Origin of the sequence: Chromobacterium indicum, from assembly GCF_039708975.1 — a bacterium.
Taxonomy (GTDB): Bacteria; Pseudomonadota; Gammaproteobacteria; order Burkholderiales; family Chromobacteriaceae; genus Chromobacterium; species Chromobacterium piscinae.
In genome coordinates this window covers 81,043-107,600 of sequence record NZ_JAYFSJ010000004.1, presented here as the reverse complement: position 1 = coordinate 107,600, position 26,558 = coordinate 81,043, and the positions used below count along the sequence as shown (strand labels likewise).

Here is a 26,558-nt window from a genome sequence, read left to right as displayed (position 1 = left end):
AAGAAATCTCGCTCCGCCATATAACTATACCGTACCGTACAGTTAAATCAAACCATTACCGGACAGAGACGATGAGAACCGCATATTTTCGCTGGCGGCCGCTGCCAGCAGCCGGCCTCTCCGCAGCGCTGACGCTGCTGGGAGGCTGCGCGATGGTGCCGGACATGGGCCCGGCGCCGCAGATCAAACCGCTGCAACAATACCAGAATACGCAAAGCCTGCCCGCCTCGGACGGCGTCTGGGCCAATGAGCAATGGTGGAAAAAATACGGCGACGCGCAGTTGAACGCGCTGATGGACGAGGCGCTGAGCCAGGCGCCGGACCTCGCCGCCGCCCGCGCCCGCATCGAGCGCGCCGAAGGCCTGGCGCAACAAGCCGGCGCCGCCAGGCTGCCCGGCGTGGACCTGAACGCCTCGCTGAACCGCGACAAGCAAAGCTACAACAACGGGATGCCGGCGCCGGCCGGCTTCAACACCAGCGCCCGCGGCACGCTGGATTTCAGCTACGAGCTGGACTTCTGGGGCAAGAACCGCGCGTCGCTGGCCGCCGCGACTTCCGACCTGACCGCCGCCCGTGCCGACGCCGCCCAGGCCAGGCTGCTGCTGACCGCCTCGCTGGCCGCCGGCTACGCCGAGCTGGCGCGGCTGTTTTCCGAGCGCGACGCCGCCGCCCAGGCGCTGGATGTGCGCGAACACACTGCCAAGCTGATGCTGCAGCGCTGGCAGCAAGGCATGGATACCCGCGGCGTGCTGCGCCAGGCGGAATCGCGCGAAGCCGCCGCCCGCGCCGACCTGGCCGCCGCCGACGAAAGCATCGTCCTGCAACGCCACAGCCTGGCGGCGCTGATCGGCGCCGGACCGGACCGCGGCCTGGCCATCGCCCGTCCCGGCTCCGGCCTGTTTCGCGAGCAGAAGCTCCCGGCCGCGCTGGCGGCCGAACTGCTGGGCCGCCGACCGGATCTGGCCGCCGCCCGGCTCCGCGCCGAAGCCGCGGCCAAGCGCATCGACGTCGCCGAGGCCCAGTTCTACCCCAACGTCAACCTCACCGCCTTCGTCGGCGCCCAGTCGCTGGGGCTGGGCCTGTTCGACAAGGCCGGTTCCGGCATGGCCGGCGTCGGCCCGGCGATCAACCTGCCCATCTTCCGCGGCGGCCAGCTGCAGGGCCAGTACCGCGCCGCGCGCGGCGACTACGACGCCGCCGTCGCCAGCTACGACGCCACGCTGAGCCAGGCGCTGCGCGAAGTGGCCGACGCAGTCTCCAGCCAGGCCGCGCTGACGCCGCAATTGGCCCAGCGCCAGGAGGCGCTGACAGCCGCCGACGAGGCCTACCGGGTCAGCCAAAACCGCTTCGACGGCGGCCTGGCCAATTACCTGGACGTGCTGACCGCCGAAGACAGCGTGATCAGCGCCCGCCGCAGCCTGGCCGCGCTGCAAGCCCGCCGCTTCTCGCTGGATATCGCCCTGGTCAAGGCATTGGGCGGCGGCTACCAGCAAACCGAACAACAGGCCGCCCGCTGAGGCGGCCGGGGAACATACACGCAAGGAACACCCGCCATGAGCGAAAACGCACAAGCCCTGCCGGCCTCCGCGGCGCCCGCCGCCGCCGGCAATCCCCTGCAGCGCAAGAAGCTGTTCACCCTGCTGTTCGGCGTCGTGGCCGCGGCCGCCGCCGGCTATGCCGGCTACTGGACGCTGATCGGCTCCCATCATGTCAGCACCGACAACGCCTATGTCGCCGCCGAGATCGCCCAGGTGACGCCCGAGGTGGCCGGCACCATCAAACAAGTCAAAGTGGTGGACACCCAGCCGGTGAAGGCCGGCGACGTATTGGTGGTGCTGAACGACAGCGACGCCAAGCTGGCGCTGGCCCAGGCCGAAGCCGACCTCGCCCGCGCCGAGCGCCGGGTGAAGGGCTACTTCGCCAACGACGAGGGCCTGTCGGCCCAGGCCCAGGCGCGCAGCGCCGACGAAGCCCGCTCCGCCGCGCAGCTGGCCTCGGCCCGCGCCGACCTGGAGCGCGCCCGGCTGGACCTGCAGCGCCGCCAGGCGCTGGCGAAAAGCGGCTCGGTGTCCGGCGAAGAGCTGAGCAACGCGCAGAACGCCTACGCCACCGCCTCGGCCAGCTTGAAAGCCGCCGAGGCCGCCAGCCGCCAGAGCGAAGCCAACTACCGCGCCGCCGTCGGCAGCCTGAAAGCCAACCAGACGCTGACCGCCGATACCACGGTGGACGACAATCCCGAAGTGGCGCTGGCCCGCGCCAAGCGCGACCAGGCCAGGCTGGACCTGGAACGCACGGTGATCCGCGCCCAGGTGGACGGCGTGGTGGCCAAGCGCCAGGCGCAGGTGGGCCAGCGCGTGCAGTCCGGCACGCCGCTGATGTCGGTGGTGCCGCTGCAGAACGCCCACGTCGACGCCAACTTCAAGGAAGTGCAGTTGAACAAGGTGCGCGTCGGCCAGCCGGTGAAGCTGACCGCCGACCTCTACGGCAACAAGGTGGTCTACCACGGCAAGGTGGCCGGCCTGTCCGGCGGCTCCGGCTCCGCCTTCGCGATGATTCCGGCGCAGAACGCCACCGGCAACTGGATCAAGGTGGTGCAGCGGCTGCCGGTGCGCGTCGCGCTGGACCCGGCCGAACTGAAGGCCCATCCGCTGCAGGTGGGGCTGTCGATGGAAGCCACCATAGACGTCAGCGAGTGAGGCCATCATGTCTAGCGCGAATCCGGCGGCCGGAGAAATCCAGCGGCCGCTGACCGGCAATATGCTGTGGCTGGCGGCGCTGGTGCTGGCCGCCGCCAACTTCATGGTGGTGCTGGACACCACCATCGCCAACGTGTCGGTGCCCAATATCGCCGGCGGGCTGGCGGTGTCGTCCAGCCAGGGCACCTATGTCATCACCTCCTACGCGGTGGCCGAGGCCATCATCGTGCCGCTGACCGGCTGGCTGGCGGCGCGCTTCGGCACCGTGCGGCTGTTCGTCGGCTCCATGCTGCTGTTCGGCCTGTTCTCCATGCTGTGCGGCCTGGCCGGCTCGCTGGAAACCCTGGTGCTGTTCCGCGTGCTGCAAGGCCTGGCCGGCGGCCCGCTGATGCCGATGTCGCAGACCCTGCTGCTGCAGATCTTCCCCAAGCAGAAAGCCGGCGCGGCGATAGGACTATGGAGCATGACCACGCTGGTGGCGCCCATCATGGGGCCGATTCTGGGCGGCACGCTGTGCGATCAGGCCAGCTGGCCGTGGATTTTCTACATCAACGTGCCCATCGCCCTCGGTTGCGGCTTCCTGGGCTGGAACTTGCTCAAGCGTTATCAGAGCCAAACGGCCAAGCTGCGCATCGATGTCGTCGGCCTAGCGCTGCTGATGCTGTGGGTGGCTTCGCTGCAGCTGATGCTGGACAAGGGCAAGGAGCTGGATTGGTTCGGCTCGCCGGTCATCGTCGGCATGGCCATCGCCGCGCTGGTGGGCTTCGCCGCCTTCCTGATCTGGGAGCTGACCGAGGCCCAGCCCATCGTCAACCTTCGGGTGTTCCGCCACCGCGGCTTCTGGGCCAGCGTGCTGACCATCTCGGTGGCGTTCGGATCGTTCTTCGGCGCCACCGTGCTGACGCCGCAATGGCTGCAGGCCTATATGGGCTACACCGCCACCCAGGCCGGCTACGCCACCGCGATGAGCGGGGTGCTGGCGGTGATGGTGGCGCCGATCGCCGCCCAGCTATCCACCCGGATGGACCCGCGCAAGCTGGTGTTCTGCGGCGTGATGTGGCTGGGCTGCGTCACCCTGTACCGCAGCTTCTCCACCACCGACATGGGCTTCTGGCAGGTAGCGCTGCCGCTGCTGTTCCAGGGTCTGGGCATGCCCTTCTTCTTCGTGCCGCTGACCGGGCTGGCGCTGGCCAGCGTGGAGCCGGCGGAAGTGGCGTCCGCGGCCGGCCTGATGAGCTTCATGCGCACGCTGTCCAGCGCCTTCGCCACCTCGCTGGTCACCACCGCCTGGGACGACAAGGCCAATTACAACCATGCCGAGCTGGTCGGCATGGTGGATGGCGGCGGCGACGCGCTGCGCGCGCTGACCGGCGGCGGACTGTCCGACAGCGTGGCCTGGGGCACCATAGAACAGACGCTGCAGGCGCAGAGCATCATGCTGTCCACCAACCAGATCTTCTGGCTGGCCGGCCTGTCCTTCGTCGTGGCCGCCTGCGCCATCTGGCTGGCGCCCCGGCCCAGCCGCGTCGCCGACACCAGCCAAGCCCACTGAGTTTCTCAACCCGTGTTTCACCACTTGCCCCGCGCCCTTGTGGCCGGGGCCTTTTTTCGTCCTGTATTCAAGGACAGCCTTTACATACAGCCACCATCTCGTAACAGACCTTTACATATGCCGTGTGCTATCAATATGCCGTAACAATAACCAAGACCACCCGCGCCTCCGCTTTCCATTCAACGCAGACAGGAAACCCTCAGCAATGAACCATCCGATCAAGCGGCTGGCGCTGGCCATGGCCGCCGCGCTCGCCGGCCAGGCCGCTGCAGCCGCGCCGCTCCAGCCTATCCGCCATGACGCCTTCGCCCAGTCCTGCCAGGCGCTGTGGGGCAAGGAAACCGCGCGCAGCCGCTGGGTGAAGGACGACGGCCAGGGCGGCCTCGCCTATGCGCCGCTGAACGGCAACGGCGACCGCATCATGGACTTCTCCAGCGCCGGCTATATGGGCGGCGGCGTCGCGCTGCCGGCCGCGCCGGTGAAGGCGACGGTCAAGCCCAGCGGCAATGCCTCCAGCGACCTCGCCAACATCCAGGCCGCCATCGCCAAGGTGGCGGCCTTGCCGGCGGTGAACGGCGTGCGCGGCGCGGTGCTGCTCGCCCCTGGCGTCTTCCTGCTCGAGTCGCCGATCCAGCTGGCCAGCGACGGCGTGGTGCTGCGCGGCAGCGGGTCCGGCGCCGGCGGCACCGTGCTGAAGGCGCAAGGCTCCGGCCACGCGATGCTGAGCCTGGGCGGCACCAGCGCCAGCCTGACGCCGGTTGGATCGGCCGCCGCCATCAGCGACAACTATGCGCCCTCCGGCGGCAGCGTCATCCATGTTTCCAACGCGCCCGGCTTCAAGCCCGGCGACGCCGTGATGATCCGCCGCCGCGCCAGCGCCGAGTGGATCCACTCCATGAACATGGACCAGCTGGTCCGCGACGGCAAACCGCAAACCTGGATCAACGCCGGCAACAACAGCGAAACCTGGCTGCGCACCGTCGCCGCCGTCAGCGGCAACCAGCTGACGCTGGACATCCCGCTGTCCGATTCCTTCGACAGCGGCTACTTGGGTGGCAACGGTGGCAGCGTGCAGAAATACGCCGCCAGCGGCATCGCCAGCCAGATCGGCGCCGAACACCTGGCGCTGGAAGGCCTGCCCAACGGCAGCAGCGCCGACTACGGCGTGGCGAATCTGGACAATCTGACCGACGGCTGGCTCAACGACATCCAGGCCCGCAACTTCACCAACGGCGTGGTGGTCGGCAAGCAAGGCCGGCGGCTGACGCTGGAAAAAGTGGCGCTGAACCACGACCACAACAATGTCGACTGCACCGGTGCCAAGGCCTTCGAATTCAGCATCGCCGGCAGCCAGGTGCTGGTGAACCGCAGCGCGTCCACCGGCAGCAAAAAGTCGTTCTACTACGCCACCCAGGCCCAGGCCGGCGGCCCCAACGTGCTGCTGAACTTCACCGGCCGCGCCGAGGCCTGCGGCAATATCGAGCCGCATCAGCGCTGGGCCACCGGTCTATTGGTGGACAACGCCGACGTCAGCGGCGCGATCGCGCTGGGCAACCGCGGCGCCGACGGCAGCGGCCACGGCTGGAGCATGGGCTGGGGCGTGGCGTGGAACTCCAAGGCGGACCAACTGGCCATCGCCGCGCCTCCCGGCGCCACCAACTGGGCGATAGGCAGCAGCGGCGCGCTGACGCCCAATGTGCCGGACGCCCAAGGCGTGCCGGTGCCGCCCAAGCTGGGCTCAGTGGATTCGGCCAACGTCCGCGTCGGCCCGGACAGCCTGTACCTGATGCAGCTGTGCCAGCGGCTGGGCCCGCAGGCCGTGAAGAACATCGGCTATTGATAGCCACTTGCCTACGCTACGTCTGAAACGACAAGAGGCCCGGATGGGCCTCTTTTTCACTTTCAACTTCCGATACCGCGCATCATCCCGCCGCAGGCGAACCCGCGCTACGCGGCTTGAATAGTCCGTCGGCAGCCACCCCTTCCCCTTTGGACCGTGCCGGCAAAACAGTCTGGCTCCAGGGGCGTTAAGCCGCCGTTTTCTTAATCGGCGGAGCCTGGAGCCAGACTGTTTTGTCGGGGTTTCTCGGGCCGTAGGGGTCGCCTGGGGTGGTCAGGGGGCTGGCGAAGCAGCTCCCTGACCCGTCCGGCGGGCGGAACCGCCATGCACAATCCGTCCGCGCAGCGGACTCGACATCCCGAGCAAAAATGTCACTCAATCATCCCGCGTCAGCACTTCCAGCAACTCGATCTCGAACACCAGATTGGAGTGGGCCGGAATACGGTCCCCGATCTGGCGCTCGCCGTAGGCCAGATGCGCCGGCACCCACAGCTTGCGCTTGCCGCCCACCCTCATGCCCATCATCCCCTGGTCCCAGCCCTTGATCACGCGGCCGGTGCCGATCACGCACTGGAACGGGCGGCCCTTGTCCAGCGAGGAGTCGAACTTGGTGCCATCCTCCAGCCAGCCGGTGTAGTGGCTGGTGATCAGCGCGCCGCGCACCGCCTCCTTGCCCTCGCCCACCACCAGGTCCTCGATCTTCAGTTCTTCGCTCATGCTCTTTCATCCCAAACGCGCCCGCGCGGGCGGCAAAACCCTATTGTAACCGCCCGCTCACAGCCACGCGCACAGCGCGTAGAACGCCGCCAGGCTGGCCAGCACGCTCAGCACCATATTGCGCACCAGGCAGGCCAGAACCACGCTGGCCAGCGCGCCCCACAGATAGGGATTGTCCGGAAACGGCCGCACCGCGCCCTGATCCAGCAGGATGATGGGTCCGCAGATCGCGGTCAGCAGGCAGGGGGCCGCGTACTGCAGCGCCTGCTCCAGCAAGGCCGGCAGCTTCACCGGCACCCTGGGCTCCAGAAAAACGTAGCGGTTGCAGAACACGATGGCCGCCAGCAGCAGAATCAATCCCCAGCTCATGCTTTCTCCCCTCCCAAACGCGCAACCAACACCGCAACCAGCATGCCGGCCACGCCGGCGATGACGATGCCGCCCTCCACGCCCAACCGGCCCAGCAGCATCGCCGCCAGCAGCGAGAACAAGGCCCCGCACAGCGCGCTGCGCCGCTTCACCATCGGCACCACGATGGCGACAAAGGTGGCGATGATGGAAAAGTCCAGATGCAGCCGGCCCAGGTCCGGCACCGTGTTCGCCATCGCGATGCCGGCGATGCTGCTGAGCAGCCAGCTCAGGTAGAACATCAAGCCCGCGCCCAATAGATAGGCCGGGCTCTGCGCGCCGCCCTTGGCGCAGCTGAGCGCGAACAACTCGTCGGTCAGCAAAAAGCCCAGCGGCAGGCGCAGCCGCGTCGGCCAGCCCGACACCCGGCCGCGCATCGACAGGCCGTACAGGAAATGCTGGGCGGTGATGAAGAACACCGTCAGCGCGATGGCCAGCGCGCCCGAGCCGGCCATCGCCATGCCCAGCGACACCAGCTGCGCCGCGCCGGCGAACACCAGCGCCGACATGCCCACGCTTTGCGCCGTAGTCAGCCCGGCCTGCACCGCCATCGAACCGGCCAGCACGCCCCAGGGCAGCACCGGCAGGCACAGCGGCACCATCTGCGCGGCCCCGGCGGCGAAGTCGCGCCCGGGCCGGTTTTCCAAAACCAAAGATTGCGAATGATCCATACCTTGCCTTCTCGATTGCGTTCGCGGCCGATCCGGTCTGCACCGGCCGTCGCCAAGCAGATTAGGCAAAAGACAGGGGGAGCGTCTTGAACGAAATTGCGCGGCTCAGCGGCGCGGCAGCCGCTGCGCGAACTGGCCGGGCGTGATGCCCAGCGCGCGCTTGAAATGGCGGTGGAAGTGGCTTTGGTCGGAAAAACCGCAAGCGCTGGCGGCTTCCGGTATCGGGCAGCCGGCCAGCAAGAGATTGCGCGCCTTGCGCAGCCGCGCCAGCACCAGATAGGCATGCGGCGGCACGCCGACGCGCTGCTTGAAGCGCCGCAGGAAATGCCAGGGGCTGAGTTCGGCCAGCGCCGCCAGCTCGGCCAGCGAACTGTCGCGCTCGGGGAAGCTGTCCATATAGTCCTTGGCGCGCAGAATGCGGCTGTCGGCTTCTGCCGGCAAGGTTGGCTCGAAGCGGCTCTGGCCGTGGCGCGCCATCAGCCAGGCCAGCGACGACAGCAGCAGCGTCTCCTTGAACAACGCGTTGCCGTCTTCAGCCAAAAGCGTGAAGGCCAGCCGCAGCTGCTCGGCCAGGCCGGGATCGTGGATCATCGCCTCGGGAAACCACGGCACCGCGCCCTGCGGCCGGACCAGATCGCGCGACAGCGATTGCAGCATGTCCGGCGACGGGTAGATGGCGCGGTAAGACCAGCCGCTGGCGATGCCGGCGGAGCCGGCGTGCACCTCGTCGGCGTTGACCAGGAAGATGCCGCCCTTGGGCACCAGGCGGTCGCGGCCGTTGAACTGGATGCGCTGCACGCCCTCTTCGATCACGCCTACGCAAAAGTTCTCGTGCGCATGGCGCGAAAACCGGTGCCTGTGGTATTTCGCGTCCAGCATTTCCAGGCCATCGAATGCTTCCAGATGATAGAAGCTGGCCTGCTCGCCCATCCCGTCCTTCATGTCTTGCCGTTCCCGCCGCGCGTTTTGCACGAAATTGCCGCGCGGCCAGAGGATTCCGGCGCGCCGCGCGTTTTCAGTGTAGCGCGGCGGCGCGCCGGACCGCCATCAGGCGTCCCAGGCCGGGGCGAAGTCCGGCTTGGCGATGCGGCCGCCGTCTTCCAGCTTGGCGATGCTCGCCATGTCGTCGTCGTCCAGGCGCAGCTTCAACGCGTCCAGGTTGGCCGCCAGATTGGCGCGCTTGGTGGAGGACGGGATCACCGCGATGTCCTGCTGCAGCTGCCAGGCCAAGGCTACCTGCGCCGCAGTCGCGCCGTGCTTCCGGCCTATGCCCTGCAAGACCGGATCGCCGACCACGCGGCCGTAGGCCAGCGGCATGTAGCCGGTCAGCGCGATGCCGCGCTCGCGGCAGAAGGCGCGGACATTGAGGTTCTGCAGATAGGGATGCACTTCCAGCTGATGAGTGCCGATAGCGCTTGCGCCGACGACGTCTATGGCTTGTTTGAGATGAGCGATGGTGAAGTTGGACACGCCGATCTCGCGGGTCAGGCCCAGCTGTTTGGCCTCCGCCAGCTGCTCCATGTACACCGCCATCGGCACTTCGTCCTTGGGCGAGGGCCAGTGGATCAGCGTCATGTCCACGCGGTCCAGGCCCAGCTTGTCCAGGCTCTCGCGCAGGCTGGGAATCAGCAGGCCAGGGCCGAACTTGTCGGTCCAGATCTTGGTGGTGACGTACAGCTCGCCGCGCGGCACGCCGCCCTTGGCGATGGCGCGGCCGACATCGGCCTCGTTGCGGTAGATCTGCGCGGTGTCGATGTGGCGGTAGCCCAGCTCCAGGCCCATCGTCACCGACTCCTCGGCCTGCTGTTCTTTCAGGCGGAAGGTGCCCACTCCCAGTTTCGGCATTTGCACGATGCGTTTCCTTATTTGAATTAAGGCCGGAGGCATGCGCTCATGCCCTCAGCATGGAAAGCGTCCAGCCTACCCGAGCAAGCCGCCGCAAGCCAGCCGCCATGCCCTCCAGCCTGGCGGACTATCCTAACAAGACCCAAAACGTTACATTGACGATAATGTCCGAAGAGTAGGCTTCCCGGCATGAAACCATTGATTCTGCTGTTCGCCTGCGGCCTCAGCGCCGCCGCCGCCGCGGAAACGCTGACGGTGGGCATAGGCGATCAGGCCTTTCCGCCCTACAAGATGGGCAACGACACGCTGGACCCGCGCCGCCCCGGCCTATCTGTGGAGCTGGTGCAGGCGGCCGCGCGCAGTTGCCGGCTGAAGACCGATATTCGCCTGCTGCCCGGCGCGCGGCTGCTGAAGGAACTGGAGCACGGCTCGCTGGACGCCGTGATGATGCTTTCCTACACCGCCGACCGCGCCGCCTACGCAGCCTTTCCGCTGCAAGGCGGCAAACCGGACGAGGCGCGGCGGCTGGCCACGCTCAGTTACGCGCTCTACGTGCGCCGCGACAGCGACGTGGGCTGGGACGGCAAGAAGCTGTCCAATCTGCGGCGCAGCGTCGGCGCCAACGCCGGCTGGTCGATCAACACCGATCTGCAGCGGCTGGGCATCCCGGCGGAAACCGCCAACAGCGTGGCGCAGAACTTCGACAAGCTGGCAGGCAAACGCATCGACGCCTACGCGGTGCATGAAACACTGGGCGACGCCTATCTGGCGCGCAATCCGACGCTGCCGGTGCGCAAGCTGGCGCTGCCCATCAGCACCAAACCCTACTTCCTGCCAGTCTCGCGCCGCTACGCCGCCAGCCATCCCAGGCAGGTGGATTGCCTGTGGAGCGCCATCGCCGCCCAGCGCGACGAGTTGACCCGGCGGCGCATCCGCTTCTACCTGGACACCGGCGACTGAGCCTCCGCGCTCAGAACCTGTTCAAAGTCTGCTGCGCTTCGGCGATACGGCGTTGAAAACAAGCTCAAAATGCTCATGTACCACTTGTACATTCCGCTTTTTCGCTTGTTTTCGCCTTGTCTCGCTCTTGCTCCCGAGACTTTGAACAGGTTATCAGGCGCCCAGCGTCCACGGATCCGCCAGACGGATCACGTCGTCGCGCTCGGCTCCGGTTGAGATCAGCGACACCGGCGCGCCGGCCAATTCCGCTATCCGCCGCACATAGGCGCGCGCCTGCTCCGGCAGCGCGTCCAGGCTGCGCGCGCCGCGGGTGCTTTCCTGCCAGCCCGGCAGCGTCTCGTACACCGGCTCGATCCGGCCGCGCTCGGCCAGCCCCGCCGGATAATCGTCCCGCAGAACGCCGTCCAGCCGATAGCCGGTGCAGATCTTCAGTTCGTCCATGCCGTCCAGCACGTCCAGCTTGGTCAGCGCCAGGCTGGCGATGCCGCCCACCCGCACGCTCTGGCGCAGCAAGGCCGCGTCCAGCCAGCCGCAGCGGCGCGGCCGGCCGGTGTTGGTGCCATACTCGCCGCCGCGCTCGCGCAGGCCGTCGCCGACGGCGTCGTCCAGTTCGGTGGGGAACGGCCCGCCGCCCACCCGCGTGGCATAGGCCTTGCACACGCCCAGCGCGTGGCCGCGCGCGGCGCTGCCCAGGCCGGAGCCGGAGGCCGCCTGCGCCGGTCCGGCGCCGGACGAGGTGACGAAGGGATAGGTGCCGTGCTCGACGTCCAGCAGCATCGCCTGCGCGCCTTCAAACAAAATGCGCCGGCCCGCCTCATCGGCCTCGTTCAACAGCTTCCACGCCGGACGCAGATAGGGCAGGATGCGGCGCGCCTGCTCCAGCAGCGCCGCCAGCATCGGCTCCAGTTCGAAAACCGGCCCGCCCAGCGCCGCCAGCACCGCGTTGTGGTAGCGCAGCGTCTCCTCCAGCCGCCCGCGCAAGACCGCCGGATCGGCCAGGTCCGCCAGCCGGATCGCCCGCCGGCCGGCCCGGTCCTCGAAAGCCGGCCCGATGCCGCGGCCGGTGGTGCCGATGGCTTGGGTGCGCGCCGCCTCCTGCGCCGCATCCAGCGCGATGTGGGACGGCAGCAGCAAGGTGGCGTTGTCGGCGATGGCCAGCTGGTCCGGCCCGATCGCCAGCCCCTCGGCGGCGATGCGGTCGATCTCGGCCAGCAGCGCCTGCGGGTCCACCACCACGCCATTGCCGATCACGCCCAGCTTGCCGCGCAGGAGGCCGCAGGGCAGCAGCGCCAGCTTCCAGGTCTTGCCGCCCACCACCAGCGTGTGGCCGGCGTTGTGGCCGCCGTTGAAACGCACCACGCAGTCCGCCGTCTCGGCCAGCAGATCGACGATCCGCCCCTTGCCCTCGTCGCCCCATTGCGCGCCCGTCACGATCACCTTGTTCATGCGTTTCTCCAAAATTGAAAATTGATGCTGTTGCGACAACACCTTACGCAACTTGCCCGCAGGCCGACAAACGACTTATTCTGGCTCTTCATGTCAGAAAAACTCACACGAATGAAACGAGACCTCCCGCCGCTGAACGCCTTGCGCGCGTTCGAGGCCGCCGCCGTCCGCCAGAGTTTCAGCGAGGCCGCCGAGCTGCTGCACGTCACCCACGGCGCGGTCAGCCGGCAGATCCGGTTATTGGAGGAATGGCTGGGAACGCCGCTGTTCGAGCGCCAGCACCGCCAGGTGCGGCTCACCGACGCCGGCCGCGACTACCTCGCCGACGTCCGCGCGGCGCTGGAGCGGATAGAGACCGCCAGCGCCCGGTTGCGGCGGGGCCCGATGCCGCTGCGGGTGAACGCGCCGGCCACCTTCACGCTGCGCTGGCTGATTCCGCGGCTGTCCCGCTTCCAGTTGCAGCACCCGCACGTGGAGGTGAAGCTGACCACCTCCAGCGAGCCCGTCTCCCAACTGGCCGACAGCTTCGAGGTGGCGATACGCGGCGGCCCGCAGGCCTTGCCCGGCTTCATCGCCCACGAGTTCCTGCAGGAAAGCCGGCTGCCGGTGTGCAGCCCAGCCCTGTTGGAACGGCTGCCTATCGCCTCGCCGGCCGACCTGTCCCGCCATACCCTGCTGCACACCGCCGGCAGCCCGGAGTTCTGGCCGCAGTGGCTGGACGCCGCCGGCGCGTCCGGCCTGCAGCCGGCGGCCAGCCTGACGCTGGAGCACTTCTACCTGACGCTGCAGGCGGCGCTGGACGGATTGGGCGTGGCGCTGGGCCCCAGCCGGCTGATCGCCGACGATCTAGCCAGCGGCCGGCTGGTGCAGCCGTTTGCCGGACCGCGGCTGGAAGACTGGCGCTACTTCGCCTACGTGCCGGAAACGCGCGACGGCCACCCGGCCGTCGCCGCCTTCTGCCGCTGGCTGGAACAGGCGGACCCAGTCTGAACTTGGCCATCCTCAACAAGTCCATTGTCATGCTCGACGCCGTCCGCCGCTTCGGCTATATCTAAAAGCCTCCGCCGGTCCGCGGGGGAACTCATCCCGCCGAGCGGCCTCGTACCAGTAAGCCTCGATTGCCCGGAGGGCGGCCAGACGCCGCGCTCCGACCCGGTTTTGCCAGTTGTTCCCCTTCCAGAAACGACAGGAGAAGCGCCATGCAATTGAACGGAAAAGTCGCCCTGATCACCGGCGCCGCCAGCGGCATAGGCAAGGAGATCGCGCTGGTCTACGCCCGCGCCGGCGCGGCGGTGGCCATCGCCGACATCAACCTGGACGCCGCGCGCAAGACCGCCGACGAGATCGCCTCCGCCGGCGGCAAGGCGTTAGGCGTGGCGATGGACGTCACCAGCGAGGATGCGGTCAACCAGGGCACCCAGCAAGTAGTCGACGCCTTCGGCCATCTCGACATCCTGGTGTCCAACGCCGGCATCCAGATCGTCAATCCCATCGTCAACTACAGCTTCGCCGACTGGAAGAAGATGCAGGCGATACACGTCGACGGCGCCTTCCTCACCACCAAGGCCGCGCTGCAGCACATGTACAAGGACAAGCGCGGCGGCGTGGTGATCTACATGGGCTCGGTGCACTCGCACGAGGCCTCGCCGCTGAAGTCGGCCTATGTCGCCGCCAAACACGCGCTGCTGGGCCTGGCCCGGGTGCTGGCCAAGGAAGGCGCGCCCTACAATGTGCGCTCCCATGTGATCTGCCCCGGCTTCGTGCGCACGCCGCTGGTGGACAAGCAGATTCCGGAACAGGCGAAAGAGCTGGGCATCAGCGAAGAGGAAGTGGTGAAGCGGGTGATGCTGGGCAATACCGTGGACGGCGTGTTCACCACCGTGGACGACGTGGCCCAGACCGCGCTGTTCCTGGCCGCCTTCCCCAGCGCGGCCCTCACCGGCCAGTCCTTCGTCGTCAGCCACGGCTGGTTCATGCAATAAGGAGCGCGCATGGCGAAGGACAAGCTCAATCCGGCCTGCCATGTCGACGCCGCGCCCTACCGCAGCCCGGCCTTGCCGCCGGGCCACCGCTATCAGGTGGTGGCGCTGGTGCTGCAAGGCGGCGGCGCGCTCGGCGCCTACCAGGCCGGCGTCTACCAAGGGCTGGCGGAGGCGGATCTGCACCCCAACTGGGTGGCTGGCATCTCGATCGGCGCGCTGAACGCCGCCATCATCGCCGGCAATCCGCCGCACCAGCGCGCCGAGCGGCTGGAGCAGTTCTGGCGCACCATCAGCCGCCAGCCGCTGCTGCCGCCGACGCCGCACAATCTGCTGGACGACGCCCAGGCGCTGCCGCCGCCGCTGCTGGGCTGGCTGAACGGCCTGGAAGCATGGCGCGCGTTGATCGAAGGCCAGAATGGCTTCTTCCAGCCGCGTCCGCCGCTGCCGCCCCATGACGGCGGCACTGCCAGCTTCTACGACACCTCGCCTCTGAAGGCCACGCTGGAGCGGCTGGCCGACTTCGACCGAATCAACGACAGCGGCGAGATGCGGGTGTCGGTGGGTGCGGTGAACGTGAAAAGCGGCAACTTCGTCTATTTCGACAACACCCGCCAGCGGCTGCGCGCCGAGCATTTCATGGCCTCCGGCGCGCTGCCACCCGGCTTCCCTGCGGTGGAGATAGACGGCGATTACTACTGGGATGGCGGCATGGTGTCCAACACGCCGCTGCAGCCGGTGCTGAGCGAGCGGCCGCGCAAGCACTCGCTGGTATTCCAGGTGGACCTGTGGAGCGCGCGCGGCGAGTTGCCGTCCGACCTGTCCCTGGTCGCGCTCCGGCAGAAGGACATCCAGTTCTCCAGCCGCACGCGGATGATCACCGACTACATGCGGGAGAGCCAGCAATACCGCCAGCTGCTGCGCGAGGTGATGGAGCTGGTGCCGGAAGCGGCGCGCGGCAGCCCGGCCTACCGCCATGCCGCCAGCCAGGCTTGCGACCGTCTGTTCAACGTGATCCACCTGATCTACCAGGACAAGCCCGGCGAAGGCCACTACAAGGACTACCAGTTCGGCGCCCGCGCCATGCGCGAGCACTGGGCTAGCGGCCTGGCCGACATCCGCGCCACCCTCGCCCATCCGGAATGGCTGAGCATGCCGTCGCCGGAACGGCCCTTCGTCACCCACGACGTGCACAGCCGAGCCTCTCGCTGACGGCGGCCGGGGCGCTGGCGGCGTTCCGGCCTCTACTCCTCCGCGCCGCCGTCCCCGGTTTCCTCCCATTCTTCGCCGCATGCCACTTTGACGCAGCCTCGCAGCCAGCGGTGGGCGGGATCGGCGTCATGCCGCGGATGCCAGATCATGGAGATGACGATGCCGGGCACCGCCACCGGCAGCGGAAAGCTCTGCATGCCGTCGCGCAGAAAGCCGGTATGCCGCTCCGGCACCGAGGCCACCAGATCGGTGGCCCGCGCCAGCGCCAGCGCCGCGGTGAAACCGCCGACCAGGGTGGCGACGTTGCGCCGCAAACCCAGCGCCTTCAACGCCGCGTCTATCGGCCCCCGCTCCTGGCCGCTGCGCGACATGCAAACATGCCGGGCCGCGGCGTAGCGCTCAGCGCTGATCTCGCCGTCCAGCAGCGGATGCCCGGCGCGCGCCACGCCGACGAAGCGGTCGCGGAACAGCATCCTCACCCGCAGCTCCGGCCCAGCCGACGCGCCCACCACGCCGGTGTCCAGATCCACGCTGCCGTCGCGCAGCGGCGCGCTGTCCTTGTCGGCCTTGAGCGCGAAGCGGAAGCGCGCGCCCGGCGCCTCCCGCGCCGCCCGCTCCAGCAGGCGGGGGCCGAAGTTCTCGACGAAGCCGTCGCTGGTGCGCAAGGTAAAGGTGCGCTCCAGCGCGGACAGGTCCAGTTCCCGCGCCGGCGTCAGGGCCGCTTCCGCCTCGCCCAGCAGCGGGCCTATCCGCCCGCGCAGCGCCAGGGCCCGCGGCGTCGGCACCAGGCCGCGTCCGGCGCGGACCAGCAAGGGATCGCCCATCGTCGCGCGCAGCCGCGCCAGCGCGCGGCTCATCGCGGACGGGCTCAGGCCCAGCCGGCGCGCGGCGCCGGCCACGCTGCCCTCCGCCAGCAACGCGTTCAGGGTGATCAGCAGGTTCAGATCGGGTGTGCTCATCCGTCCACCATAGCACGGCCAGGCATGGCGTCACATGCAGCTATCGAATGCATGACGCGCGTCTTCCGCCATACCTCGCGCCGGCCTAGGCTGCAGACATGGACAAGGCGCGGACGGCCAACCGCCGCCCGCGCCATCGCAAACCTCATGGAGCATTCGATTGAACATCACGCATTCCAGCCAGCGCGGCGCGCTGGCCTGCCTGTCGCTGTGCGTGCTGCTGTCCTCGCTGGGCACCAGCATCGCCAACGTCGCCCTGCCGGAGCTGGCCCGCGCCTTCGGCGTCTCCTTCCAGCAAGTGCAATGGGTGGTGCTGGCCTACTTGCTCGCCGTCACCTCGCTGGTCGTCGGCGTCGGCCGGCTGGGCGATCTGATCGGCAAGCGCCGGCTGCTGCTGGCCGGCATCCTGCAGTTCAGCCTCGCCTCGCTGGCCGCCGGGCTAGCCTCCTTCCGCGGGCTGCTGGCGGCGCGCGCGCTGCAGGGCCTGGGGGCCGCGGCGATGCTGGCGCTGGCGATGGCTTTCGTCGCCGACGTCGCGCCCAAGGCGCAAACCGGCCGCGCGATGGGCTGGCTGGGCAGCATGTCGGCCGTCGGCACCGCGCTCGGCCCCTCGCTGGGCGGCGCGCTGATCGCCGCCTGGGGCTGGCCGGCGATCTTCCTGTTCAACGCGCCGCTGGGCGCCGCCGTCTTCCTGCTCGCGCGGCGCAGCCTGCCGGCCGACGCGCCGACGGCGCGGGCATCCCGTTTCGATTGCGCCGGCGCGCTGCTGCTGGCGCTGACGCTGTCCGCCTACGCGCTGGCGATGACGCTGGGGCGCGGCCGCTTCGGCCCGCAGAACCTGGCCTGGCTGCTGGCGGCAGCCGTCGGCGTCGCCGCCTTCCTCCGGATGGAGGCGCGCGGCGCGGCCCCGCTGGTGCGGATCGACATGCTGCGCGATCCGGCGCTGGGCGGCCCGCTGATCGCCGCGGCGCTGGTGGCCACGGTGATGATGGGCACGCTGGTGGTCGGCCCCTTCCATCTGTCGCGCGCGCTGGGGCTGGACGCGATGGGCGCGGGCCTGGCCATGTCGATGGGGCCGGCGATTTCCATGCTGGCGGGCGTGCCGGCCGGACGTCTGGCCGACCGCTTCGGCGCGGACCGCGTCAGCCTGGCCGGCCTGGCTGCGATGCTGGCCGGCGCCGCTCTGCTCGCCGCCCTGCCCGCCTCGCTGGGCCTCGCCGGCTATCTGGCGCCGCTGGCGGCATTGACCATCGGCTACGCGCTGTTCCAGGCCGCCAACAACACTCTGGTCATGGCCGGGCAGCCGGCCGACCGGCGCGGCCTGGCGTCCGGCCTGCTCAATCTGGCACGCAATCTCGGCCTGGTGACCGGCGCGGCGGCGCTGGGCGCCGTCTTCGCCGCCGCGGCCGGCGGGCCGATCGCCGACGCGCGGCCGGAAGCCGTCGCCTGGGCCACCCATGCGGTCTTCGCCGTGTCCGCGCTGCTGATGGCCGCCGCCATCCTCGCGTTGCGGCGGGGACGCCGGGCCGGGCTCGCATCGGCGCGCGCCGCTTGAGCGCGGGCCATCCCGGCGCCGCTCCATCCTCTGATTATCCGGCCCGCGCTATCCGAACCAGCGCGCGCGCCAGCCGGCATCGCCCGCCAGCCGCTCCAGATTGTCGGGGCTGGGACGAAGACAGGGACGCGCGCCCCAGGCACGGGCGAGTGAGGCCGCGGCAGGAGTGAAATACGCCGTCAGCTCGCACTGCAGCCGCCCGTCCGTCTCCCTGAGCAGCAACAGCGCCTGCCCGTCAACGGCCGGCCGCGCGGCGAAGTCCGCCAACAGGTCGTCCAGCAGCGGCTGGGCGCACAGCGCGTCGCCCAGCGGCAGCGAAAACCATTCGCCGCCGCTCACCGCAGACGCTCCCTGACCGTTTCCTCATGCAGCAGCACATGGCTGTTGGCCAGCAGATCGCGCAGCGACACCACGCCGATCAGCCGCATGCTGTCCGGGCCGTCCACCACCGGCAACCGGCTGAACCCCAGCTGCGCCATCCGCCCGGCGGCGTGGCGGGCGCTCATGCCGGCCAGCAACACCTGGAACGGCGACAAGGGCTCGGACCAGATGACGCAGGGCTGCCGGCTGGCCTCCGCCCCCTGCAGCCTTCTGCGCAGCAGCAAGCCCACCACCCTGCCGTCGCGCAGCACCGGATAGCCGTTGTGGCTGCGCGGGCCGAAGAATGATTCCCAGGCGTCCGCCGCCGGCATCGCGCCGTCTATCGCCACCGCCTCACGCGTCATCACGTCCGCCACATGCAGCCGCTCCAGCGGATCGACGCCGTATTCCCGGTGGATGTGCAGGCCCCGGCGGGCGATTTTCTCGGTCATGATCGACCGCTTCAGCGTCAGCGCCGTCACGCCGCAGGCGACCACGGTGGTCAGCGTCAGCGGCAGCAGCGCCGAGCCGTCGCCGGTCAGGCCGAAGGCGAACACGATGGCGGTGATGGGCGCGCCGAGCACGCTGCCCAACACCCCGGCCATGCAGGCCAGCGCCCACAGTTCCGGCGAGCCGCCCGGCAACGCCGGCGCCAGCGCCGCGCCCAGGCCGGCCCCCAGCATCAGCAGCGGCGCCAGCACCCCGCCCGAGGTGCCGGAGCCCAGGGCCAGCAGCCAGATCGCGGCCTTCACCGCCAGCAGGGCCAGCGCCGCCTCCAGCAGCAGCCGGTTGTTCAGCAGGTCTCCGATCACGTCGTAGCCCACCCCCAGCGCGCGCGGCTGCAGCCAACCGCCGATGCCGACCACCAATCCGCCCAGCGCCGGCCACCACATCCAGTGCAGGCGCAGCTTGCCGAAGCCATCCTCCACCCGGTACAAGCCCCAGGTCAGCAAGGCCGCCAGGCCGCCGCAGGCCAGGCCGGCCAGCAGGCAGGAGCCCAGCGCCGCCAGCGTGGCGGGCGGCGTGTGCAGCGGAAACAGCGGCCCGGCGGCGAAACACAGCGTGCGCAGGAAGCCGGCGCAAGCGCAAGCCAGCGCCACCGGCAGCAGGCTGCGCGGACGCAGTTCGAACAACAGCAGCTCCACCGCCAGCAGCACCGCCGCCACCGGCGTGCCGAACACCGCGGTCATCCCGGCGCAGGCGCCGGCCACCAGCAGCGTCTTGCGCTCCGCCGCGGTCAGGTGCAGGCGCTGCGCCAGCAGCGAGCCCAGCGAGCCGCCGGTCATGATGATGGGGCCCTCCGCGCCGAACGGTCCGCCGCTGCCGATGACGATGCCGGACGACAAGGGCTTGAGCAGCGCCACCTTGGGCGACATCCGGCTCTGGCCGAACAGGATGGCCTCCATCGCTTCCGGAATGCCGTGGCCGCGGATCTTGTCGCTGCCGTAACGCGCGATCAGGCCCACCAGCAGGCCGCCCACCACCGGCGCCGCGATCGCCCACAGCCCCAGCGCGTGTCCGGCCGGCGCGCGTTCGGCCAGCGACAGGGTCTGGTAATAGAACAGATTGGTGCACAGGCGGATCAGGTCCAGCAGGACCACCGCGCCGGCGGTGCTGACCGCGCCGATCAGCAAGGCCATGCCAGACATCGGCAACAGCCGCCGGTCCACCGAGTAATCGCGCTTCGCCGCGTTCATCGTCCGCCGTCCCCGTCATTGAAGGCGGTGATGCGCGACACCCGGAACACGTCGCGCAGCGAGCGCAGCTCCGCCTCGTGCCGCGCCGCCAGCCGCGCGAGAAAGCGCTCGCCGGCCGCGGTCAGATGCACTTCCACTTGGCGGCGGTCATGCTCGCTCTTGCGCCGCGCCGCCAAGCCCTGCTCCTCGCAACGGGTCAGCAACGCCACCGCGCCGTGATGCTGGATCTGCAGCCGCTCGGCCAGTTCGCCCACCGTCGCCCAATCCCGGCCCGGCACGCCGCGCACGTGCAGCAGCAGCAGGTATTGCTGCGGGGTCAGTCCCTCCGCACGGACCGCGTTCTCGCTGAAATGCAGGAAGCGCCGCAACTGGTAGCGGAATTCCGACAACGCTTCGTACTGCCGCTTGTCCATGCCGGCGGCCGGCTCGGCGACTTGCTCCATCATGTCTGGTCTCGAATATATATATCACAACATGATATTTATACTTGAGCCCGGCGGGCTCGGCAATATACATCACAATATGATATATATTCGGCCACCCCCACCACGCCGGGACGCTCCCGGCAGCCACGCAATGGAAAACCCGCATCGACAATTGCGCGCCTGGCTGTACGGCTTCTGGCCGCAGGCCATCGTCACCAGCCGACGCGATCGGCTAGCCGGCAGCCTGGGCGCGGCTTTCGGCCTGATCGCCACCGCCTGGGTCTGCCACCGCGCGCTGGGCGAGCCCAACCCGTGGTTCATCGCGCCGATGGGCGCTTCCGCGGTGCTGCTGTTCGCCGTGCCCGCCAGCCCGCTGGCCCAGCCCTGCTCCCTCATCGGCGGCAATCTTTGCGCCGCGCTGGTCGGCGTCAGTTGCGCCCGGTTGATAGGGAATCCGGTCCTCGCCGCCGGCATCGCGGCGGCCATCGCCATCGCGCTGATGTTTCCGCTGCGCTGCCTGCACCCGCCCAGCGGCGCGGTGGCGCTGACCGCAGTGCTGGGCGGGCCGGCCGTGGCCCGATTGGGCTATGGCTTCGTCTGGCATCCGGTGCTGCTCAACTCGCTGCTGCTATTGGCGGCGGCGCTGCTGTTCAACCGCCTGGCCGGGCGGCGCTATCCGCACAGCCAGCCCGCCGCGCCCGCCCCCACGCCGAGCGAGCGCATCGGCGTCAGCCGCGCCGATCTGCACGCCGCGCTGGCCGAGCGCGGCGAGGTGGTCGACATCAGCGAGGACGATCTGGAGGACATTCTGCAGCGGGCCGAGGAAAGATCGCACCAGCGCCGCTTCGGCGCGCTGCGCTGCGCCGACTTCATGGTGAGCGAGGTGTTGAGCGTGGGCGCGGCCGCCAGCAGCGAAAAGGCGCTGGCCCTGCTGCGCGACCACCGTTTCGACGCCCTGCCGGTCACCTCATCCGACGGCAGGCTGCTGGGCGAGATCAGCCTGCGCGAGCTGCTGGCCGCGGCGGGCATGCATCCTGCGCCGCTCGTCGGCCAGTTGATGGACACCAGCCCGCACACCTCGCGCCCGGACGATCCGATCGAGAGGCTGATCCATCCGTTCGCCGACCGCGGCGTGGCGCACAGCATGGTGGTGGACGGCGAGGGACGCCTGCTGGGCCTGGTGGCGCAGGGCGACCTGATCGCGGCGCTGTTCCGCGAGCAACTGGAGCGGCCCGCCTGAGCGGCCGCCGCCGGGCAGAGGCCGCTCAAGGCCCTCAGCGGCCGATGGCTTGCGTCAACGCCGCGCCTATCCTCGCAATCGCCTGGTTGCGCATAGGCATGGAGGCCTCGGTCTGCGTCACGTAGACGCCGAGCAGCCATGGCGCTCTTCCCGGCGGCCAGATCACCGCGATGATGTTCCGCGAGCCGTAACCTCCCGCCCCGGTTTTGTCGGCGATCTCCCAGCCTGCCGGCAGCGAAGAGCGAAGCAGCTCGTCGGCGACCCTGTCCTCCCGCATCCATCGGCCCAGCTTTTCCCTCGATGCCGCCGACAACGCATCGCCCAGCATGACCTTTCTCAAGCTGACGACAACGGCATTGGGCGTGGTGGTGTCCCTCGGATCGCCGGGGGTCCCCTCATTCAAGTCGGGTTCGGTGCGGTCCAAGCGGGTCTGCTCGTCGCCGATGCGCCTCATGAAAGCAGTGAAGCCCGCCGGACTGCCAATCGTCTCAAGCACGACATTGGCCGCCGTGTTGTCGCTATAACTCACCGCCGCCTGGCAAACTTCGTCCAGAGTCATGCGCTGCGGCGCCAGCCTTTTCTCCGTGATCGGCGACCAGCCCGCCAGCATGGATTGATCGATTGATGCCGTCTGCTCCAGAGCCGCCTCTTTCCGATCCACCTTCGCCAGCAGCGCCGCGCACGCGAATGCCTTGAATGTGCTGTTTATCGGGAAACGCTCATCCCCCCGATAACTCCAGGCCTCTCCGCCGCCGCCGTCCAGCGCCGCCACGCCGATTCTGGCGCGCAATGTCTTTTCCTCCGCCTGCACGGCCTTTTTCAGGCCATCCGCGTCAAACGCATGCGCGGCGGAAACCGCCCAGAAAGGCAGAACGCACGCCGCGCCGATGATCTTTCCCCATGCCAAACCCTTTCCCACTTCAACTCTCCCGGAGTAAACAGACTGATCAGCGATAAGCCGCGGGATCGGCCTGATATCTTGCAACCGCAAGCCATCCCGACAGGGCTTGTCCGGCCCCTAGGCACGCCCCATGCAATCTATAAACAATCCACCCCGCAGTAAAACCCCCCAGCCGTAACACCCGTAACCCACCCACGCCCCAACCGGAATGCCTGGATATTCGGCATGCCTCTCGCCGCCCTCCTCTCGAAAACCAACCGCATCCGCTCCGCGCCGAAAACGATAGGCCTGATCTTTCTGCAGCCGCCATTCTCTGCCAAGCACGGTTGATCAAACCACTCCCCGGAGAAACAGCGCCGCACGCGAAATGTCTTTGCGCTGGCTCTACGCCTTAGCCAGCGGCGCAGGCGCGCCGCGCCGGGTGCCAAGCACCACCAGCGGAATCGCGATGGCGTAAACGGCCGCGACCGAAAGCCAGACCGCGCCGGGCCATGCTCTCTGCACGGAAAAATAGAATGCCGAGAACGCCAGCGGGCTGACAATGGACGCCAGGCTCACGGCGGAGGCCAGCACGCCTTGAAGCTGGCCTTGTCGGGCCGGATCCACCAGACGGGTGGCGTAGGCCTGAAATGCCGGGGTGCCCATGCCGCCAAGCGCGAAAACCGGCATCGCGGCGAACACCATCCAGCCCTCGCTGGCGAAAGCCATCACGGCCAGCGCGGCGCAGGCGCAAGCGATTCCGGCGAGCACGGCCCAGCGCTCACCCAGCCGTCTGGCGGCTGGTCCCGCCAGGCACGCCTGCACCAGTGTCTGGCAGATGCCGAACGCGCCCAGCGACAGGCCGATCCAGAAACCATTCCACTTGAACGCGTCGAAGCCCCACAAAGCCCAGCAAGTGCCGTAGGCCTCTCCGGTGGCGCTCAGCACGAAAAACACCAGGATGACGGGCTGCAGCCCTTTCATCGAACAGACCCAACGCAATGGCCGCAGCGGGTTGAGCGCGGCGAGGCTCATCCGCCCGGGAGACGACGCGCGGGACTCCGGCAGAATGAAACAGGCCAGCAGCAGATTGCAGGCGTTCAGAGCGGCGGCGGCGATGAAGGGCAGCCGCAGCCAGTAGTCGCCGAGCAACCCGCCCAAAACCGGCCCGACAATGAAACCGATGCCGAACATGGCGTTGAGCAGGCCGAAACGGCGCGCCCGCTGCTCCTCGGACGAAATGTCCGTGATGTACGCCGTGGCGACGGAGACATTGGCGCTGCTCAGGCCCGCGATGGCGCGGCCAAGCAGCAGCATCCACAACTGCGGCGCGCACGCCATGACGGCGTAGTTGACCGCCGCGCCCGCCAGGGAAATCAGCAGCACCGGACGTCGCCCCAGGCTGTCGCTCATAGCGCCCAGCACGGGAGCGAAGACAAACTGCATGACCGCGTAAAGCGCAGTCATGACGCCGATGCACGCCGCGATATTCTGACTCTGCGTCACTTCGCCGAGCAGCCGCGGCAGAATGGGAAAAACGAGGCTGATGCCCGCGGCGTCAAGGCAGATCGCGGCGTAAATGACGGCAAGAGGTCTGTTCATAATTGATTGCATCGCTAGGAAAGCCATCTCTCGATGGCTGAAAACAGGCTTGGCGACCGCCGGCTCGAGGCCCGGCGGAAACGCATCGCCAAACGCGGGCGCCGCTCCCCGTCCAGCGCGATGCGCCGGCCAAGAAAATGCGGTCTCGCGCCGAAAATCGCGCATCCGCGGCGGCATGGCGCATGCCCACAGACAGCCACACGACGGAAATACCAAGTACCAATATATACTCAGTACACAAAAAGCTATGCTATGATGCGCTGCATGTCAACACCATCACCCAAGCTCCGCTCCCGCAAGCGCCTCGCCACGCGGCAAAGCATCTCCAATGCCGCCACGCGCCTGTTTCTGGAACGGGGCTTCGAGCATGTAACCATCGATGAGATCGCTGCAGCCGCCGACGTCGGACGGATGACGGTGTTCAACCACTTCCCGCGCAAAGAGGACATGTTTTTCGACCGCGACGAAGAGGGACGCGCCATCCTGGCGCAAGCGCTGCGAGAGCGCGCCCCAGGCGTTTCGCCGATAGAATCCTTGCGCCGGCTCGCCTACCGCTTGCTTGCGGAGCAAAGCCCTTACCTCAGGTTCTCGGCGGAAAGCCAAGGCTTCATCAAGACGGTGGAGGCCAGCGAAACGCTGAAGGCGCGGGCCCGCGCGATACGCGACGAAATCGCTCGAGCCGTCGCCGCGACGCTGGCCGAATGCGCGGGGCAGGAAGCTCCCGACCCTGCGGCGGATCTGGCCGCCCACCTCCTGCTGGCGATGTGGACCGTGGCCCTGATCCAGGCGCACCGGACCTTTAGAGACAAACAGGACTCGGAGGAAGCCAACGCCGTTTTCCTCGCCATCATTGACCAAGGGACGATTGGCCTGAACGCAGCGATGGCCGGCACGCCTTACGCCTGAGCCCGCGCCATGGGCTATCCGCGATAAAGAACAAAGGGGCCAATGGCCCCTTTCCGTTGAGTCACGCCGATGCCGGAACAGGACTGCCCGGCCCTTGCTCGCTCAGACCGCCTGGGGGTGAACCAGACGCCTCAGATCCATCGACAACCCGGCCAGCTGCGACGCCGTTTGCAGGGTCTGGGTCGAGCTGGTTTCAGTCTCTTGCGTCGCCTGCGCCACCTCGGACACGGCGGTCCGTACCTGGTCGGCCGCGGTGGCCTGCTGCTTGGTCGACAGTTCGATCTCGCGCACCGCCTCGGTGGTGGTGCTGACCAGATCGGCAATCTGCTTGAAGGCCGTGGCCACTTCGGCAAACTGGCGCGCCCCGAGATCGACGGCTTTGGCGCCGCTCTCGGTGGCCATCACCGTGGTGTTGACCGCGCCGCGCACATCGTCGATCTGGGTGCGGATGCCCTTGGTGGACGCCGCGACCCGGTCAGCCAGCTTGCGGATCTCCTCCGCCACCACGGCGAAGCGGCGCCCCGCCTCGCCGGCGCCGGTAGCTTCGATGGTGGCGTTGATGGCCAGGATATTGGTCTGCTCCGCCAGCTCGGACACGATGTCGAGCACCGCGCCTATCTCCTGCGACTTTCGTCCGAGATCAAGCATGTGGCTGACCACCAGATCGGTCTGGCGGCGGATGCCGCCTATGGCTTCCTGGCCTCTTTCCACAGTGCCCACGCCGCTGCGCGCCGCCGCCGCGGTCTGCTCGGCGATCTGCGCCACCCGCTGGGCGCTTTCGGCGATCTGGCGCGAGGTCACGCCCAGCTCGCTGATGGTGGTGCTGATCTCGCTCATCGCGCTGGCCTGCTCCCTGGCCCCGGACGCCTGCTGGGTGGCGGCGGCCTGCAACTCCGCCGATGAGCTCTGCACATGCCCCACCGCGGCTCCCAGCCGTTCCGTCAGAGAACGGGTGATGGAAAAACCGGCGCCGATCACGAACAGCAGGCATAAAACGGTGCCGGCGACGATGGTCATCTTGGCGCCGCCGGAGGTGGCGTCCGAATCCTCCTCGCGCTTTCTCAATAGCTCGCGCTCCTCGCGGTTGATCTGGTCGCACACGGCGCGCAACGCGTCCATGTACTTCTTGCCCTCCCCGCTCAGAACGATTTTCAGCGCTTCATTGCCATGGCCGGCCTTGCGCAGATCGATGGTGCGCTTGAGCTCGCTGAACTTGCTGTTCACCAGCGCCTCGGCCTGGCCTATCCTGGCCTGCTGGCCGGCATTGTCCGCGCTCAGGGCGCGCAGCTCGGACAACACCGTCGGCACGCCGGCGGCGGATGCGCGGAACGGCTCCAGATAGGCGGGATCGCCGGTGAGCAGATAGCCGCGCTGGCCGGTCTCGGCGTCCTTCATCAGGCTGACCAGGCTGGACACATGCTCCAGCACCTTTTGCGTATGAGTGACCGAATTGGCGGTGGCAATCAGCACGTAGATGCTCCAATACGCCACGATGCCGATCACGACCAGGAAAGCCGACGATACCGCGAAGCCGAATGCCAGCTTTTGGCCAAAGGTCCGGTTTTTATTCATGATTGAGCCACTCCCATTACCGGCGGATCGGTCCGC

At 68.4% G+C, this 26,558-nt stretch carries 24 protein-coding genes; 11 read left to right on the top strand and 13 right to left on the bottom strand.

What is annotated here, in order from left to right; translation table 11 throughout:
* Positions 1-71 precede the first annotated feature (71 nt).
* From VA599_RS06905 to VA599_RS06890, 4 genes are all read left to right on the top strand, one after another.
* Entirely contained in the window at positions 72-1,517 is a 1,446-nt protein-coding gene (locus tag VA599_RS06905; protein WP_346788059.1) for an efflux transporter outer membrane subunit, read from the top strand.
* A 36-nt stretch (positions 1,518-1,553) separates the two neighbouring features.
* Positions 1,554-2,696 carry an HlyD family secretion protein gene (locus VA599_RS06900; protein WP_346788058.1) on the top strand — a complete coding sequence of 381 codons (1,143 nt, stop codon included), beginning with the start codon at positions 1,554-1,556 and terminating at the stop codon, positions 2,694-2,696.
* 7 nt (positions 2,697-2,703) lie between these two features.
* Complete coding sequence (locus VA599_RS06895) at positions 2,704-4,248, top strand: DHA2 family efflux MFS transporter permease subunit (protein WP_346788057.1); 1,545 nt, start codon at positions 2,704-2,706, stop codon at positions 4,246-4,248.
* A gap of 205 nt (positions 4,249-4,453) precedes the next feature.
* A complete protein-coding gene (locus VA599_RS06890) occupies positions 4,454-6,088 on the top strand; it encodes a hypothetical protein (protein ID WP_346788056.1) in 1,635 nt (544 codons plus the stop codon).
* A 375-nt stretch (positions 6,089-6,463) separates the two neighbouring features.
* On the opposite strand, the gene VA599_RS06885 is transcribed toward VA599_RS06890, so the two are convergent.
* The 5 genes from VA599_RS06885 to dkgB form a co-directional block, all read right to left on the bottom strand.
* Positions 6,464-6,805: an FKBP-type peptidyl-prolyl cis-trans isomerase gene (locus tag VA599_RS06885; RefSeq protein ID WP_021477995.1), complete on the bottom strand. Its 342-nt coding sequence runs from the start codon at positions 6,803-6,805 to the stop codon at positions 6,464-6,466.
* Between the two features lie 57 nt (positions 6,806-6,862).
* Complete coding sequence (locus VA599_RS06880; RefSeq protein WP_021477996.1) at positions 6,863-7,174, bottom strand: AzlD domain-containing protein; 312 nt, start codon at positions 7,172-7,174, stop codon at positions 6,863-6,865.
* Positions 7,171-7,884 carry an AzlC family ABC transporter permease gene (locus VA599_RS06875; protein ID WP_346788055.1) on the bottom strand — a complete coding sequence of 238 codons (714 nt, stop codon included), beginning with the start codon at positions 7,882-7,884 and terminating at the stop codon, positions 7,171-7,173. Before VA599_RS06875 ends, VA599_RS06880 begins: the two co-directional genes overlap by 4 nt.
* Positions 7,885-7,989: 105 nt before the next feature.
* Positions 7,990-8,826, bottom strand: coding sequence for an AraC family transcriptional regulator (locus tag VA599_RS06870; protein WP_031296653.1), 837 nt, complete (start codon positions 8,824-8,826; stop codon positions 7,990-7,992).
* 105 nt (positions 8,827-8,931) lie between these two features.
* Positions 8,932-9,729 carry a 2,5-didehydrogluconate reductase DkgB gene (dkgB, locus tag VA599_RS06865; RefSeq protein WP_346788192.1) on the bottom strand — a complete coding sequence of 266 codons (798 nt, stop codon included), beginning with the start codon at positions 9,727-9,729 and terminating at the stop codon, positions 8,932-8,934.
* A 189-nt stretch (positions 9,730-9,918) separates the two neighbouring features.
* Here dkgB and VA599_RS06860 point away from each other — a divergent pair, with 189 nt between their 5' ends.
* A complete protein-coding gene (locus VA599_RS06860; protein ID WP_346788054.1) occupies positions 9,919-10,689 on the top strand; it encodes a substrate-binding periplasmic protein in 771 nt (256 codons plus the stop codon).
* Positions 10,690-10,842: 153 nt separating this feature from the next.
* Here the strand turns inward: VA599_RS06860 and VA599_RS06855 are convergent, their stop codons facing one another.
* A complete protein-coding gene (locus tag VA599_RS06855) occupies positions 10,843-12,135 on the bottom strand; it encodes an adenylosuccinate synthase (protein ID WP_346788053.1) in 1,293 nt (430 codons plus the stop codon).
* A 111-nt stretch (positions 12,136-12,246) separates the two neighbouring features.
* Here VA599_RS06855 and gcvA point away from each other — a divergent pair, with 111 nt between their 5' ends.
* From gcvA to VA599_RS06840, 3 genes are all read left to right on the top strand, one after another.
* Positions 12,247-13,125: a transcriptional regulator GcvA gene (gene gcvA, locus VA599_RS06850; RefSeq protein ID WP_021478002.1), complete on the top strand. Its 879-nt coding sequence runs from the start codon at positions 12,247-12,249 to the stop codon at positions 13,123-13,125.
* Positions 13,126-13,334: 209 nt separating this feature from the next.
* A complete protein-coding gene (locus tag VA599_RS06845; protein ID WP_021478003.1) occupies positions 13,335-14,117 on the top strand; it encodes a 3-hydroxybutyrate dehydrogenase in 783 nt (260 codons plus the stop codon).
* Positions 14,118-14,126: 9 nt separating this feature from the next.
* The gene (locus tag VA599_RS06840) at positions 14,127-15,326 is read left to right on the top strand and encodes a patatin-like phospholipase family protein (RefSeq protein ID WP_346788052.1); all 1,200 of its coding nucleotides are present in this window, start codon (positions 14,127-14,129) and stop codon (positions 15,324-15,326) included.
* Between the two features lie 32 nt (positions 15,327-15,358).
* On the opposite strand, the gene VA599_RS06835 is transcribed toward VA599_RS06840, so the two are convergent.
* A complete protein-coding gene (locus tag VA599_RS06835) occupies positions 15,359-16,285 on the bottom strand; it encodes a LysR family transcriptional regulator (protein WP_346788051.1) in 927 nt (308 codons plus the stop codon).
* A gap of 160 nt (positions 16,286-16,445) precedes the next feature.
* Between VA599_RS06835 and VA599_RS06830 the strand changes: the two genes are divergently transcribed.
* Positions 16,446-17,840, top strand: coding sequence for an MFS transporter (locus VA599_RS06830; protein WP_346788050.1), 1,395 nt, complete (start codon positions 16,446-16,448; stop codon positions 17,838-17,840).
* A 48-nt stretch (positions 17,841-17,888) separates the two neighbouring features.
* Here VA599_RS06830 and VA599_RS06825 read toward each other — a convergent pair whose 3' ends face one another.
* The 3 genes from VA599_RS06825 to VA599_RS06815 are packed head-to-tail and all read right to left on the bottom strand — an operon-like array spanning position 17,889 to position 20,343.
* Positions 17,889-18,179, bottom strand: a complete 291-nt coding sequence (locus tag VA599_RS06825; protein WP_104945475.1) for a hypothetical protein — start codon at positions 18,177-18,179, stop codon at positions 17,889-17,891.
* Positions 18,176-19,897 carry a chloride channel protein gene (locus VA599_RS06820; protein ID WP_346788049.1) on the bottom strand — a complete coding sequence of 574 codons (1,722 nt, stop codon included), beginning with the start codon at positions 19,895-19,897 and terminating at the stop codon, positions 18,176-18,178. Before VA599_RS06820 ends, VA599_RS06825 begins: the two co-directional genes overlap by 4 nt.
* Entirely contained in the window at positions 19,894-20,343 is a 450-nt protein-coding gene (locus tag VA599_RS06815; protein ID WP_346788048.1) for a MarR family winged helix-turn-helix transcriptional regulator, read from the bottom strand. Before VA599_RS06815 ends, VA599_RS06820 begins: the two co-directional genes overlap by 4 nt.
* 130 nt (positions 20,344-20,473) lie before the next feature.
* Between VA599_RS06815 and VA599_RS06810 the strand changes: the two genes are divergently transcribed.
* Positions 20,474-21,562 carry an HPP family protein gene (locus VA599_RS06810; RefSeq protein ID WP_346788047.1) on the top strand — a complete coding sequence of 363 codons (1,089 nt, stop codon included), beginning with the start codon at positions 20,474-20,476 and terminating at the stop codon, positions 21,560-21,562.
* A gap of 34 nt (positions 21,563-21,596) precedes the next feature.
* Here the strand turns inward: VA599_RS06810 and bla are convergent, their stop codons facing one another.
* Together bla and VA599_RS06800 are read right to left on the bottom strand one after the other, a co-directional pair.
* The gene (gene bla, locus VA599_RS06805) at positions 21,597-22,481 is read right to left on the bottom strand and encodes a class A beta-lactamase (protein WP_346788046.1); all 885 of its coding nucleotides are present in this window, start codon (positions 22,479-22,481) and stop codon (positions 21,597-21,599) included.
* A 366-nt stretch (positions 22,482-22,847) separates the two neighbouring features.
* Positions 22,848-24,221: a TCR/Tet family MFS transporter gene (locus VA599_RS06800; RefSeq protein WP_346788045.1), complete on the bottom strand. Its 1,374-nt coding sequence runs from the start codon at positions 24,219-24,221 to the stop codon at positions 22,848-22,850.
* 75 nt (positions 24,222-24,296) lie between these two features.
* Here VA599_RS06800 and VA599_RS06795 point away from each other — a divergent pair, with 75 nt between their 5' ends.
* Entirely contained in the window at positions 24,297-24,950 is a 654-nt protein-coding gene (locus tag VA599_RS06795; RefSeq protein ID WP_199776207.1) for a TetR/AcrR family transcriptional regulator, read from the top strand.
* Between the two features lie 102 nt (positions 24,951-25,052).
* Here the strand turns inward: VA599_RS06795 and VA599_RS06790 are convergent, their stop codons facing one another.
* Positions 25,053-26,522 (bottom strand): CHASE3 domain-containing protein, encoded by a 1,470-nt coding sequence (locus tag VA599_RS06790; protein ID WP_346788044.1) that lies wholly within the window; start codon positions 26,520-26,522, stop codon positions 25,053-25,055.
* Positions 26,523-26,558: the final 36 nt, after the last annotated feature.

What these genes read in the sequence shown, in the direction of transcription:
- gcvA (WP_021478002.1), top strand. Translation starts at nt 12,247, where the DNA reads ATGAAACGAGACCTCCCGCCGCTGAACGCCTTGCGCGCGTTCGAGGCC.
- VA599_RS06835 (WP_346788051.1), bottom strand. Translation starts at nt 16,285, where the DNA reads ATGAGCACACCCGATCTGAACCTGCTGATCACCCTGAACGCGTTGCTG.
- dkgB (WP_346788192.1), bottom strand. Translation starts at nt 9,729, where the DNA reads ATGCCGAAACTGGGAGTGGGCACCTTCCGCCTGAAAGAACAGCAGGCC.
- VA599_RS06790 (WP_346788044.1), bottom strand. Translation starts at nt 26,522, where the DNA reads ATGAATAAAAACCGGACCTTTGGCCAAAAGCTGGCATTCGGCTTCGCG.
- VA599_RS06875 (WP_346788055.1), bottom strand. Translation starts at nt 7,884, where the DNA reads ATGGATCATTCGCAATCTTTGGTTTTGGAAAACCGGCCCGGGCGCGAC.
- VA599_RS06905 (WP_346788059.1), top strand. Translation starts at nt 72, where the DNA reads ATGAGAACCGCATATTTTCGCTGGCGGCCGCTGCCAGCAGCCGGCCTC.
- VA599_RS06820 (WP_346788049.1), bottom strand. Translation starts at nt 19,897, where the DNA reads ATGAACGCGGCGAAGCGCGATTACTCGGTGGACCGGCGGCTGTTGCCG.
- VA599_RS06885 (WP_021477995.1), bottom strand. Translation starts at nt 6,805, where the DNA reads ATGAGCGAAGAACTGAAGATCGAGGACCTGGTGGTGGGCGAGGGCAAG.
- VA599_RS06795 (WP_199776207.1), top strand. Translation starts at nt 24,297, where the DNA reads ATGATGCGCTGCATGTCAACACCATCACCCAAGCTCCGCTCCCGCAAG.
- VA599_RS06840 (WP_346788052.1), top strand. Translation starts at nt 14,127, where the DNA reads ATGGCGAAGGACAAGCTCAATCCGGCCTGCCATGTCGACGCCGCGCCC.
- VA599_RS06870 (WP_031296653.1), bottom strand. Translation starts at nt 8,826, where the DNA reads ATGAAGGACGGGATGGGCGAGCAGGCCAGCTTCTATCATCTGGAAGCA.
- VA599_RS06895 (WP_346788057.1), top strand. Translation starts at nt 2,704, where the DNA reads ATGTCTAGCGCGAATCCGGCGGCCGGAGAAATCCAGCGGCCGCTGACC.
- VA599_RS06815 (WP_346788048.1), bottom strand. Translation starts at nt 20,343, where the DNA reads ATGATGGAGCAAGTCGCCGAGCCGGCCGCCGGCATGGACAAGCGGCAG.
- VA599_RS06810 (WP_346788047.1), top strand. Translation starts at nt 20,474, where the DNA reads ATGGAAAACCCGCATCGACAATTGCGCGCCTGGCTGTACGGCTTCTGG.
- VA599_RS06855 (WP_346788053.1), bottom strand. Translation starts at nt 12,135, where the DNA reads ATGAACAAGGTGATCGTGACGGGCGCGCAATGGGGCGACGAGGGCAAG.
- VA599_RS06880 (WP_021477996.1), bottom strand. Translation starts at nt 7,174, where the DNA reads ATGAGCTGGGGATTGATTCTGCTGCTGGCGGCCATCGTGTTCTGCAAC.
- VA599_RS06800 (WP_346788045.1), bottom strand. Translation starts at nt 24,221, where the DNA reads ATGCCGCCGCGGATGCGCGATTTTCGGCGCGAGACCGCATTTTCTTGG.
- VA599_RS06890 (WP_346788056.1), top strand. Translation starts at nt 4,454, where the DNA reads ATGAACCATCCGATCAAGCGGCTGGCGCTGGCCATGGCCGCCGCGCTC.
- VA599_RS06860 (WP_346788054.1), top strand. Translation starts at nt 9,919, where the DNA reads ATGAAACCATTGATTCTGCTGTTCGCCTGCGGCCTCAGCGCCGCCGCC.
- VA599_RS06900 (WP_346788058.1), top strand. Translation starts at nt 1,554, where the DNA reads ATGAGCGAAAACGCACAAGCCCTGCCGGCCTCCGCGGCGCCCGCCGCC.
- VA599_RS06845 (WP_021478003.1), top strand. Translation starts at nt 13,335, where the DNA reads ATGCAATTGAACGGAAAAGTCGCCCTGATCACCGGCGCCGCCAGCGGC.